Here is a 12,144-nt window from a genome sequence, read left to right on the forward strand (position 1 = left end):
TTTCCTTATTATAATGAAGCCATACCAATCCGAAAAGGGAGGAAAATGTGCATGAATCACACTTTAGGCAGATCGGGCATTCCCGTAAGCCCGCTCGGTTTAGGCTGCTGGGCGATCGGGGGACATTTTACGCTGGATGGTCTTCCGGATGGATGGGGGCAGGTCGATGATCAAGAATCGATAAAGGCTATTCACGCGGCGATGGAAAGAGGGGTAACCTTCTTTGATACAGCGGACGCTTACGGCACGGGACATAGTGAGGAAGTGCTGGGGCGTGCCGTGAAGGGAAGGCGTCAGGAGGCCGTCCTCGCTACAAAGTTTGGTTTCACCAACAACGAGGCAACCAAAGAAGTGTATTCAAGACACGACGTCTCCCCTGCATACGTTCGGGATGCATGCCAGCGGTCCCTGAGACGGCTCGGGACCGATTATATTGATCTTTACCAGATACACGTCGGCTCTTTGAGCACAGAGGAATTGGAATCGGTCACCGATACGTTGAATGGGCTGCAGCAAGAGGGCTTGATCCGCAGCTACGGCTGGAGCACCTGGGATGCCGCGCAAGCGGAGGGTTTCGCTCGGCAATCCGTGGCCGCTGCTATTCAGCATCCGTTGAACGTGCTAAGGGACGACCCGGAGATGATCTCGGTTTGTGAACGCTACGGGCTTGCGAGCATCAATAACTCGCCGCTGGCCATGGGGCTGTTAAGCGGAAAGTTTACGGCTGACTCCAAGCTTCCGATCTCAGATGTAAGAGGAAGCGGTCATGAGTGGGTGACTTATTTCCATGAAGGGAAGGCGGTACCGTCCTTCCTGTCCAAGCTGGAGGCCATAAGGGAAATTTTAACGAGCGGAGGCCGCACCTTGGTCCAAGGGGCGCTTGCTTGGATTTGGGGGCGCAGCCCGGCGGCCATACCGATCCCGGGATTCAAGACGACTAGCCAGGTGGAAGATTTGACAGGCGCGATCGGACAAGGGCCACTGTCTGAATCGCAAATGAAGGAAATCGACGATATTCTCCGCTCCATGTAATTCGATATTTCGGAAAAGCCCCTGGTTCTGGTACCAGGGGCTTTACATTTAAAGCGATGCGGTTGGGTCCAAAGGCAGCGTTCTTTGATTTCGTTTCGTTCCATTTTTTGATGGGAGGAGATTGAAACGATATGAACGAATTTGTAAAACGGTAGACTTCGATCAGAGTTGTACGATATCTCGTACAACTAGGCAATCCACATGTGCCTCGACTGAAAGAGCAACCATGCAACATTAAATATTGAACAGGAGTGAGAGACCATGGACTTGAGATACCCGATCGGGCCTTTTGCTTGGGAAGGAACCGCTACAGCAGAGCAGCGGGAGAGTTGGATAAGCGATATTGAGAAGCTGCCTTCAATGCTCTCGGCCGCCGTGCAAGGTTTAAGCGAGGATCAGCTAGGCCTTCCATATCGCGAAGGTGGCTGGTCCATCAGACAGGTTGTGCACCATCTTGCCGATAGTCATATGAACAGTTACATCCGTTTTAAGCTGGCGCTGACGGAGGACAATCCGACGATTAAGCCCTACGATGAGCAGAAGTGGGCGATGATGCAGGACGCGACCCTTGTCAATGTTCAAGTATCCCTTTCATTAATCGAAGGACTGCATGCCCGCTGGACGGCTGTGCTAAACGCCATGAACCCGAGCGATTTCGATCGAACCTTCTATCATCCCGAATCCCAAAAAACCATGAGCCTGGATTATGCAACCGGCATGTATGCATGGCACGGGAAGCATCATACGGCCCACATTACATCCCTGCGCGAGCGATTAGCCATATAAGGAAATTCCCGGATGGCTCCGTTTGAGACGGAGTTTTTTATTCATGCATGTCGTGATATCTAACTTGATTGTCGTAATATTACACTGTAAATCCGGATTTTCCTGTGATAGATTTAGTGCATGATGTCTTAATATTTAATACTGGGGTGACGATCATGATCAGAATCGGAAAAATCAGTTATTGGCATGTTCACGCTTGGGACTATACGAAACAAGCCCAGGAGCATCCGGGCACGGAAATTGCTGCGGTCTGGGACGAAAATCCGGAACGCGGCCGCAAAGCCGCAGAGCAGCAGGGCGTTCCGTTCTATGAATCATTGGATGAAATGCTGGCACGCGAAGATATCGATGGCGTTATTGTGGATGCACCGACATCCATGCACCGTGACGTTATGGTGAAGGCGGCGAAGGCCGGCAAGCATATTTTTACGGAAAAGGTCATTGCGTCAACGCTTCACGAAGTGAATGAAATTCTAGAGGCAGTGAAGGAGCATGGCGTGAAGCTGACCGTATCGCTGCCAAGACTAAACGATGGCTATACGCTTGCGATCCGAAAAATTCTTGAGGAGGGCTTGCTTGGTAAGGTGACGCTGGTACGGGTGCGTTTGTCGCATAACGGCGCGACCGCAGGCTGGCTGCCCGAGCATTTCTTCAGTCTGTCCGAATGCCATGGCGGTGCGCTGATTGATCTGGGTTGCCACCCGATGTATTTGACGCGGCTGTTCCTTGGTGAAGCGCCGGTCGATGTGCAGGCGAATTTCGGTTACGTAACGGGCAAGGAAGTCGAAGATAATGCGGTGGCCACTTTGTCGACCGAATCGGGCGCCGTGGGCATCGTAGAGGCCGGATTCGTGAACAATTACTCGCCATTCACCATTGAAATTCATGGTACGGACGGTACGATTCTGTATGGCACACCGGATAGCAAATTGCTCATTCGTTCCTCGAAGAAGGAGGAGTATAGCGAAGGCTGGGTAGAGCTTCCGGTACCTGCGAATCGCGAAAGTGCTTTTGAACAGTGGGTTACACATATTAAGACCGGCACAAATGCTGACGAGAACATCGAATACGCCGTAGAACTGACCAAGCTGATGGAGGCTTCCAACCGCGCTGCGAAGGAACGCCGCGCCGTCCGATTGGATGAACTGCAGGCGTAAGCGTAAGGGTAAGGTGAGTTTCCTGCAATGAGCACCCATTTTCCATATGAAAGCATGAAGGAACGACAGGATGCCTTGGAGCGGCTGGATTTGAAAATTTATTGGGGCCGGTATGAAATCCGGGTTCTGCGTTTTCATCTGACGACGTTCCCGCCGGGGAAGATCGTTTCCTTCCACAAGCACGCCGAATTTGAATTCCATTTCATTCCTCGCGGTAAAGGAACCGTGATCATGGAAGAAACGCCCTATTCGCTCCGAGAAGGAATGTTCTATCTAACAGGGCCAAACGTGCTGCATTATCAGGAAGCGGACCCGGTGGAGCCGATGGATGAGCTTTGTCTTCACGTGGATATTACGCAAGTGGATGAGCAGGAATTGCATAAGGAGAATCGGTCGCTGCCGGCTGCGGATCCGTGGGAGATCGCTGAAGCGGAAGACTGCATGGAGAAGCTGAAGGAGCTGCCGCTGAAGCCGACGATGGATATCCATCGGGCCATGCCGTATTTTCTGGAGGCGTATCAAGCCTCCCAGGAGAAATATCCAGGGCTTTATACGACCATCAAGCACTGCATTATTCAGATTCTGATCCGAACGGTAAGAGCTTATGCCTCGAAACCGACGGAGGCGGAGCTGCCGTCAAGAGACATGAAGGCGTACCGCTATCAGCTGGCCATGGAATATATTTATGCCAATTCGGCGGGCGAGGTTGTGCTGGATGATGTTGCGGAGAAGCTGCATATCAGTTCAAGGCAGCTGCAGCGAATATTCAAGGATCAGGCGGACGGGCGCTCCTTCAGTGAAATCCTTGAGGATGTCCGGCTTGAGTCCGTGTGCAGGAGGCTGCTCGATACGGATTGGTCGATCGACAAAATTGCATTGCACGAAGGATTCTCCAGCGGAAGCTATCTGCATACGGTCTTCCGCAAACGTTATGGCTTCACGCCTTCAACTTATAGAACGATGAAAGTGAAATCGTAGGGGGAACATCAGACATGGGGAAAACCATTCGAATCGGCATCATCGGAAGCGGCGGGATCGCCGGAGAGCATGCCAAATATTATAAACAAATTGAAGATGTCCAGATTGTAGCCGTGGCGGACATTCTGCCGGGCAGAGCGGATCAGTTCATCGAGCGATGGGGGCTGCAAGGCGCGATCGGTTTCGATGATCACCGCAGACTTCTGGATCTGGAGCTTGACGGCGTGAGCATCTGCACACCGAATGTCGCGCATTACCGCACGACGATCGACGCGCTTACCGCTGGTAAACATGTCATGCTGGAGAAGCCGATGTCCGTTACGCTAGATGAAGCCATTGAGATGGTACAGACCTCGAAGCGGACGGGCAATATGCTGAACGTTGGCTTCCAGCCGCGGTATGACCCGAATATGGGGATCATCCGGGATCTGATCCAGAACGGGGAGCTTGGCAAGGTTTACTATGTGGAGACGGGCGGCGGACGCCGGCGCGGCATGCCGGGCGGCACGTTTATCCGCCAGGAAATTGCGGGTGCGGGAGCGATGGCCGATATCGGCTGCTACTCGTTGGATATGGCATTGAATGCCATGGGATATCCGAAGCCGCTGACCGTATCGGCGTATACATCCAATCATTTCGGCACGAATCCGAAATACCATGCGGAGGCCGGATCGTTTGACGTCGAGGATTTCGGGGTTGCTATGGTGCGCTTCGAAGGGGACCTAGTCCTGAACTTCAAGACATCCTGGGCGATGCATATGGATACGCTGGGCGCTACTATGTTCCTTGGAACCGATGCGGGGATGAAGATTACGCCGGCCGGTACGGGACCTTGGAGCGGCGTATGGGACGGAAGAGTAGGCTCGATCTCGGTATTCCATGACATCCAGGGGCATCATACGGAAAGTCCGATTCCGCTGATCAACCACCAGATTAACGTGTTTGAGGAGAAAATCAAGGATTTCGTCCGGGCGGTCCGCGAAGGCGGTCCCGCACCGATTCCAGGGGAGCAGGTTCTGCGCAACCAGGCGATTCTGGACGGGATTCTGCGCTCCTCCCAGAGCAAAAAAGAAGTGGAAATCCAGATTCCGGATTTGGATTAGAATGAGTGAAAGCCGCGCCATAGGCGCGGCTTTTTTGTTGCATTGGGCTTTGGGTGAATCGGGTCATACATCTCGTAAATGATCATTTCGTCATGGTTTTCGGCACTTCATATGGACAAGAAATATCTGACGGAGTTCTTCCATTATATGCATGAATATGGTATCATTCAGCATATGCGAACGATTGTTCTGTTGGGTAATTGAAAGAACCATTTTGTATATCCCATAACTTGATCAATAGGAAGGTGCAGCCGTTCATGAATGAGCGTTACGCCGAGATAGATGAAGTCATCGCATACATACATAAGAACATTTACGAGCCGTTACCATTGTCATTATTAGCCAACTACATTGGATACAGCCCATATCACTTCTCCCGGATCTTCAAGGAGCGCATCGGACTTCCTCCTTTGTATTATGTATCCTCACTCCGACTTGAGAAGGCCAAGGATTTGCTGCTGCATACACATCTGAGCATCCGGGATATCGCGCTTGAGATCGGACAACAAAGCCTGGGCACCTTTACAACCCGCTTTACCGAAAGGGTAGGGGTATCTCCGTCGAATTTTCGCAATTCCAGGGATGAGGTGAACGAGCGTTTGTTAGCGCTTCAAAAGCTGAGCAACTGGCGGCAATCGATGCCTGTGTTAAATCCCAACGCAACCATTGAAGGCACGGTACATGCTCATGCCCCGTTTCAGGGTGTTATTCTGATCGGATTATTCGCAAAGCCCATACCCGAAGGCCTTCCGCTGTACGGCACGCTCCTGCCATCGCTGGGTCCCTTCAGATTCACGGATGTTAAACCCGGAACGTATTACTTGATGGCAACCTCCGTTCCATGGGGCATGCAACCTGTGGACGTTCTTCTTACCCAATCTACAACGCTGCGCACCCGTTCCAGGGAGCCGATTGTCGTGACACCTTATACCAAGGTTCCGCCGTTAGAAGTAACCTTGCACGTTCCTAGATTGGATGATCCGCCGATTCTGATCTCGCTGCCGCTGCTCATGGACCATTTCTTGAAGAAGGTGCCTCTGGCCATCCGGTAGGCTGTTAAGGAGGATTTGCTATTTGAAATGATTGTACCCATTATCTATTCTCCATGATTGAAGGGCGTCATCACCGCTAAGAGCAGTATCGCTGAACGGTGGTTCGTTGACAATCACGCCGCGAATCATGATACTTAAATGAGGGGCATCAGGCATTGCAAGAGCGGAAAGCCAATATGCCTGAGTTTAAGCGCGACCGCAGTGACTGTATCACAGCTTGCTTGTTTCGCCCCCGTGCAGGAATATGGTAGAATGGACCATACGCCTTACGAGATTTGAGACGATCTATTGAATACAGGAGGGAACTATGGAACTCATAAATCCGGCTGAAGTACAGCGAATGATCGATACATTGAAGAATCAGGATTTATATATTCATCTTGAAATGACGACAGGTGCTTATGCGGCTCATTATGACAGCTCGAAGCATCCTGCAGCGAATTTCATCACGAATGCACTGATCCGGTACGAGCACGGCTCTATATCGGGGAACGGCCCTTACCGGGTCGGATTGAAGATGAGCCATGGCTGGGTTTACACCGAAGGGCTTACGCATTTCGAGCAATCCGATACGGAGCGGCTGATCATGGCCGGCCATGACAGTCAAGGGAAGCTGGTCGTCGCACTGCAGCTTAGTCGGGAGCCTTTTTAAATACAGAGAGGAGTTGAGGAGAATGGGGCAAAACATACTGGTAATCCTGCCGCATCCGGATGATGAAGCGTTCGGCTTATCCGGGACGCTGGCTAAATATATCGTTGAAGGCGCGCATGTGACCTACGCTTGTCTGACACTCGGGGAGATGGGCCGCAATATGGGCATTCCGCCGTTCGCCAACCGCATTACATTGCCGAGCATTCGTAAAGCCGAGCTGGAGGAATCCTGCAAGGCCATCGGTATCCAGGATTTGCGGCTGATGGGCTTCCATGATAAAACGATCGAGTTCGAGGATCAAGATAAGCTGGATGGAGTGATTGCATCCTTGCTAGAGGAAATCAAGCCTTCGCTTGTCTTCACGTTCTATCCCGGTTACAGCGTACACCCGGACCATGATGCAACCGGCGCAGCCGTAACACGTACCATTCAGCGGATGCCGGCGGAAGAGAGACCGGCCGTACACTGTCTGGCATTCTCCAAGAATTGTGAGGAGGAGCTCGGCAAGCCGGACGTTATTCATGACGTATCCATGTTTATTGTGCAGAAGATGAACTCGATCCAGGCTCATCGCTCGCAGTTCCAGGCAGCGGAGCTGCTTGGCAAGAAGCAGCTGAAGACGAAGGAAATCGAGCAGCGCTTCGGGACCGAGCGCTTCTGGACATATACATTCGCTTAAGCAAGTATTGGTGATCGAAACCGTTCCTTTGAGAAATGGTCGCTCTTCGCTTCCATTCCGTCAAAGGGCGGTTTTTTGCGTTTGCGGAAACTAGGTTCATGATTAGGGGATAGGAATCGACAATGGATACAACGTTCCCTGCATGCAAAAAGAGGTTTTGCCGGTTTCCTCCGAGACGACCAGCACGAGGGCGTCGCACAATTCAGTCAAACCGATGGCCGCCCGATGCCGGGTGCCCAGCTTCCGTTCTCCGTAGGTACGGCCAGTTAGCGGCAATACATTGGCTGCCGAGAGAATCATATCCTGCCGAACAAGGACGGCCCCGTCATGAAGCGGGCTGCCTTGAATGAAGATGGACTCGAGCAGCGGGCTCGTGATTTCGGCAGACAACGGAATTCCTGGGGTGATAAAAGGCTCCAGCACATCTTCTCGTTGAATCACGATCAGCGCGCCCATCTTCTTCTGGCTTAAATGATAGATCGAGGTCGCAATTTCTTTGTATTTTTTCGTAAAAGGATAGAGGAAACAGTTCAAATAATAGGTGGAGGAAAGAGCTTCAGCCTCCAGGAATTTGGATCTGACGAGATCCAGATCATTGAGCAGGCAGGTTTGATCCTGATCCAGCTTCTCGATGATCTGCCGGATCTGCTGTTCGATCTCGACGAGCTGCTCCTCAAGCTTGTGCTTCAGCGGGGCAAAATTGCAATGTTCCGTGCTTGATCCCATGAATTTCCCTCCTTATCCTTAGGTATCTTTACTATTCCCCTATCCGTATATTCTTATGGCTGCTGTACGCAAACACCTCTCCTTGTAAAAGCCACTCCCCGCAAATACCGCCCAACACGTCCAAATAGTCAACTTTGAGAGCATCATATCCCGAACTTATCGATTTATCAGCAGATCTGATAACTGCTATAAGAACATTCGAATTGACCGTTTCCCCTAGCTATGATAGGTTCAGAGGAGTAATAAAATTAATTGTATCGTATTACTGGGAATTAAAATCGGATGCTTTTGCGAGGTGGATATTGTTGGAACTTCAAGTAACGAACAGCCCTTTCAACCAAGAGCAGGTTGATCTGTTGAACCGTTTGCTGCCGACATTGACGGAAGCACAGAGAACCTGGCTCAGCGGCTATATTACAGCTCTCCAAAGTACGGCAGCTGCCTTGGCTATCCCTGCTGCTGCTACGCAAGCGACGGTTTCGGTCAGCGCAGCTCCCGCGGCGGCTGCACCGAAGGAAATCACCGTATTATTCGGCTCTCAGACCGGCAACTGTCATGGATTGGCGAAGAAGCTCACCAAGAAGCTCGAGGAAACAGGGATGAAGGTCACGCTGTCATCCATGAGCGACTTCAAACCGAACACGCTGAAAAAGCTGCAGCATCTCCTCATTCTCGTGAGCACGCACGGTGAGGGAGAACCGCCGGATAACGCGATCCCTTTCTACGAATTCCTCCACAGCAAGCGTGCTCCGCAATTGGACGGTTTGCAGTATTCCGTGCTGGCGCTGGGAGATACCTCGTATGAGTTTTTCTGTCAGACCGGAAAGGATTTCGACAAGCGGCTCGAAGAATTGGGAGGACAACGGCTGGCGCCGAGAGTGGATTGCGACGTAGATTTTGATGAGCCGGCATCCGAGTGGATGACTCAAGTTCTTCGATCCTTGAATCAGTCCGGCGGGCTTTCGGCTGCTTCGGGTGAAGCTGCTGCGGTAGCTCTGAGCGAGAGTACGGAATCGGAATATTCGAGAAGCAATCCGTTTCAGGCCGAAGTGCTGGAAAACATGAACTTGAACGGCCGGGGTTCAGAGAGGGAGACCCGCCATATCGAAATATCCCTCGAAGGTTCCAATCTCCAGTATGAACCGGGGGACAGCCTCGGGATTTACCCGGAAAATCATCCGCTGCTGGTAGATGAGCTGATTACGGCGATGGGATGGAATGCGGACGAAGAGGTTGTGATCAACAAGAACGGCGAGGTGCGCAAGCTTCGCGATGCGCTGCTGCGTCATTATGAGATTACCGTGCTGACAAAGCCTTTGATTGAACAAGTGGCGAAGCTGACGGGCCATGAAGGGCTGAAGGGCCTGCTCGAGCCAGGCCACGAACAGGAGCTGCGCAATTACATTCAAGAGCGCGACCTGCTGGATTTGGTTCAGGATTACGGATTGCGGGAAGTGCCAGCCCGTGATTTGGTAGGGGTCCTGCGTAAGATTCCAGCACGCCTGTATTCGATTGCAAGCAGTCCGAAGGCATATCCGGACGAGGTTCACATTACGGTACGAACGGTCCGTTATGAGGCACATGGCCGGAACCGTTACGGCGTTTGCTCCGTTCAATTGGCCGAGCGGCTTCAGGCCGGCGATGCACTGTCGGTGTACATTCAGCACAACCCGAATTTCAAGCTGCCGGCGAATCCGGACACGCCGATTATTATGATCGGACCGGGTACGGGAGTTGCTCCATTCCGGGCATTCCTCGGGGAACGCGAGGAGACCGGCGCCTCAGGGAAATCATGGTTGTTCTATGGGGATCAGCATTTCGCAACGGACTTTCTGTACCAGATCGAGTGGCAGCGCTGGCTGAAGGAAGGGGTACTGACGCGGATGGACGTGGCCTTTTCCCGTGATACGGAGCAGAAGGTTTATGTACAGCACCGCATGCTGGAGAACAGCAAAGAGTTATATCAGTGGCTGCAAGAGGGAGCCTGCGTCTATGTATGCGGAGATGAGAAGAAGATGGCTCATGACGTGCATGCCGCGCTGGGCACCATACTGGAGCAGGAAGGCGGCCTTAGTCCGGAAGAGGCATCGGAATACCTTACCCTTATGCAGCAACAGAAACGTTATCAGCGGGATGTCTATTAATTTAGGAAGCGATATCCCGTGATCGCGAGAGGAGAGCAGGGACATGTCTGATAATCATTTGTTATCACCGAATAGTGCACCGCATAGCGATGTAGAAGATATTAAGCGCCGAAGCAACTATCTGCGAGGCAGTCTGGTCGAGACGCTTCAAGACCGCATCACGGGCTCCATCCCGGAGGATGATAACCGGCTCATGAAGTTCCACGGCAGCTACATGCAGGATGATCGGGATCTGCGGAATGAGCGGCATAAGCAAAAGCTCGAGCCAGCCTATCAATTCATGCTTCGCGTTAGAGCCGCCGGAGGCGTGGTGACGCCGGAGCAATGGCTGATGATGGATCGCGTCGCCCAGAAGTATGCCAACGGGACGATCCGGTTGACTACCCGTCAATCGTTCCAGCTTCACGGCGTGCTTAAGTGGAATATGAAAAGCACGATCCAGGAAGTGAACGCAGCGATGCTGAGCACGCTGGCCGCATGCGGTGACGTGAACCGGAACGTCATGCTGAATCCGAATCCGTACCAATCCGAGGTTCATTCGGAGGTCTACGAATGGGCACGCAAGATCAGCAATCATCTGGATCCCCGCACACGGGCATATCACGAAATTTGGCTCGATGGGGAAAAGGTTGTCGACAGCCGTGAGGATGAAGAGCAGGAGCCGATCTATGGCAAAGTCTATTTGCCGCGTAAATTCAAGATTGGCATCGCGGTTCCGCCTTCCAACGACGTCGACGTGTTCTCGCAGGATCTTGGCTTGATCGCGATTGTGGAAGACGGGAAGCTCCAGGGCTTCAATGTAACGGTAGGCGGCGGCATGGGGATGACGCACGGGGATCCGCTCACTTATCCGCAGGTAGGGAAGCTGATCGGCTTCTGTAAGCCGGAGCAGGTCATCGATGTTGCGGAGAAGACGGTTACGATTCAGCGTGATTACGGCGATCGGGCCGTGCGAAAGCATGCCAGATTCAAGTATACGATCGATGACCGCGGAATCGGCTGGTTCGTTGGCGAGCTGAGCAGCCGGCTGGGCTGGGAGCTGGAGGAGGCGCGTCCTTTCCATTTTGACCATAACGGTGACCGCTACGGCTGGGTAAAAGGCAGCAATGGACGATGGCACTATACCCTCTTTATCCAGAACGGCCGGGTGAAGGACGAACCGGATTATTTGCTGATGACGGGTCTGCGGGAAATTGCGAATATTCATAACGGCGATTTCCGCCTCACGGCGAACCAGAATCTGATCATTGCCAATGTCAGCAGCCATAAGAAGAAAAAGATCGAGGAACTCATCCAAACCTATGGATTGACGGACGGCAAACACGGCTCTGCGCTTCGCCGCAATTCCATGGCCTGCGTGGCGCTGCCGACCTGCGGTCTGGCAATGGCGGAGTCCGAACGCTACCTGCCTTCGCTGCTGGATAAAATCGAACCGATGCTTGCGGAGCACGGACTGAGCGAAGAGGATATCGTCATTCGGATGACCGGTTGCCCGAACGGCTGCGCACGGCCGATGCTTGCGGAGATTGCATTTATCGGCAAAGCGCCGGGCAAATACAATATGTACCTGGGTGGAGGCTTTTCCGGTCATCGACTGAACAAGCTGTACAAGGAGAACATCGGAGAAGCGGAAATTTTGGATACCCTTCGTCCGATCATCGCCCACTATGCCCAAGACCGGCACGACGGCGAGCATTTCGGTGATTTTGTCATTCGGGCAGGCTATGTGCAGGAGGTACTGGACGGCCGGCAGTTCCACGCATAATCGGTTCGCGAAAAATACCAAGAGCCTCACCCTTCTGTCCAGGGTGAGGCTCTTGAATTATTTCGGATAG

The 12,144-nt window shown here is 52.5% G+C and carries 11 protein-coding genes; 10 read left to right on the forward strand and 1 reads right to left on the reverse strand.

The window, feature by feature from the left end; all coding sequences use genetic code 11:
* Positions 1 to 51 precede the first annotated feature (51 nt).
* The 8 genes from NST44_RS18900 (at position 52) to bshB2 (ending at position 7,439) form a co-directional block, all read left to right on the forward strand.
* A complete protein-coding gene (locus NST44_RS18900; RefSeq protein WP_007130151.1) occupies positions 52 to 1,032 on the forward strand; it encodes an aldo/keto reductase in 981 nt (326 codons plus the stop codon).
* Positions 1,033 to 1,293: 261 nt separating this feature from the next.
* Entirely contained in the window at positions 1,294 to 1,818 is a 525-nt protein-coding gene (locus tag NST44_RS18905) for a YfiT family bacillithiol transferase (RefSeq protein ID WP_007130150.1), read from the forward strand.
* 155 nt (positions 1,819 to 1,973) lie between these two features.
* Positions 1,974 to 2,975 carry a Gfo/Idh/MocA family protein gene (locus NST44_RS18910; protein WP_040738678.1) on the forward strand — a complete coding sequence of 334 codons (1,002 nt, stop codon included), beginning with the start codon at positions 1,974 to 1,976 and terminating at the stop codon, positions 2,973 to 2,975.
* 27 nt (positions 2,976 to 3,002) lie between these two features.
* A complete protein-coding gene (locus NST44_RS18915; protein ID WP_007130148.1) occupies positions 3,003 to 3,953 on the forward strand; it encodes an AraC family transcriptional regulator in 951 nt (316 codons plus the stop codon).
* Between the two features lie 14 nt (positions 3,954 to 3,967).
* Positions 3,968 to 5,056, forward strand: a complete 1,089-nt coding sequence (locus tag NST44_RS18920) for a Gfo/Idh/MocA family protein (protein ID WP_007130147.1) — start codon at positions 3,968 to 3,970, stop codon at positions 5,054 to 5,056.
* Between the two features lie 257 nt (positions 5,057 to 5,313).
* Positions 5,314 to 6,108 (forward strand): helix-turn-helix transcriptional regulator, encoded by a 795-nt coding sequence (locus NST44_RS18925; protein ID WP_007130146.1) that lies wholly within the window; start codon positions 5,314 to 5,316, stop codon positions 6,106 to 6,108.
* 307 nt (positions 6,109 to 6,415) lie between these two features.
* Positions 6,416 to 6,760 carry a YojF family protein gene (locus tag NST44_RS18930; RefSeq protein ID WP_007130145.1) on the forward strand — a complete coding sequence of 115 codons (345 nt, stop codon included), beginning with the start codon at positions 6,416 to 6,418 and terminating at the stop codon, positions 6,758 to 6,760.
* Positions 6,761 to 6,782: 22 nt separating this feature from the next.
* Positions 6,783 to 7,439 (forward strand): bacillithiol biosynthesis deacetylase BshB2, encoded by a 657-nt coding sequence (gene bshB2, locus NST44_RS18935; RefSeq protein ID WP_007130144.1) that lies wholly within the window; start codon positions 6,783 to 6,785, stop codon positions 7,437 to 7,439.
* A 102-nt stretch (positions 7,440 to 7,541) separates the two neighbouring features.
* Here the strand turns inward: bshB2 and cdaS are convergent, their stop codons facing one another.
* Positions 7,542 to 8,165, reverse strand: coding sequence for a sporulation-specific diadenylate cyclase CdaS (gene cdaS, locus NST44_RS18940; RefSeq protein WP_007130143.1), 624 nt, complete (start codon positions 8,163 to 8,165; stop codon positions 7,542 to 7,544).
* Between the two features lie 305 nt (positions 8,166 to 8,470).
* On the opposite strand from cdaS, the gene NST44_RS18945 reads away from it, so the two are divergent.
* A complete protein-coding gene (locus NST44_RS18945) occupies positions 8,471 to 10,309 on the forward strand; it encodes an assimilatory sulfite reductase (NADPH) flavoprotein subunit (protein ID WP_007130142.1) in 1,839 nt (612 codons plus the stop codon).
* Between the two features lie 43 nt (positions 10,310 to 10,352).
* On the forward strand, positions 10,353 to 12,074 hold the full coding sequence (gene cysI, locus NST44_RS18950; RefSeq protein ID WP_144865963.1) for an assimilatory sulfite reductase (NADPH) hemoprotein subunit: 1,722 nt from the start codon (positions 10,353 to 10,355) through the stop codon (positions 12,072 to 12,074).
* Positions 12,075 to 12,144: the final 70 nt, after the last annotated feature.

Source organism: Paenibacillus sp. FSL W8-0919 (assembly GCF_038003785.1).
Taxonomy (GTDB): Bacteria; Bacillota; Bacilli; order Paenibacillales; family Paenibacillaceae; genus Paenibacillus_AQ; species Paenibacillus_AQ lactis.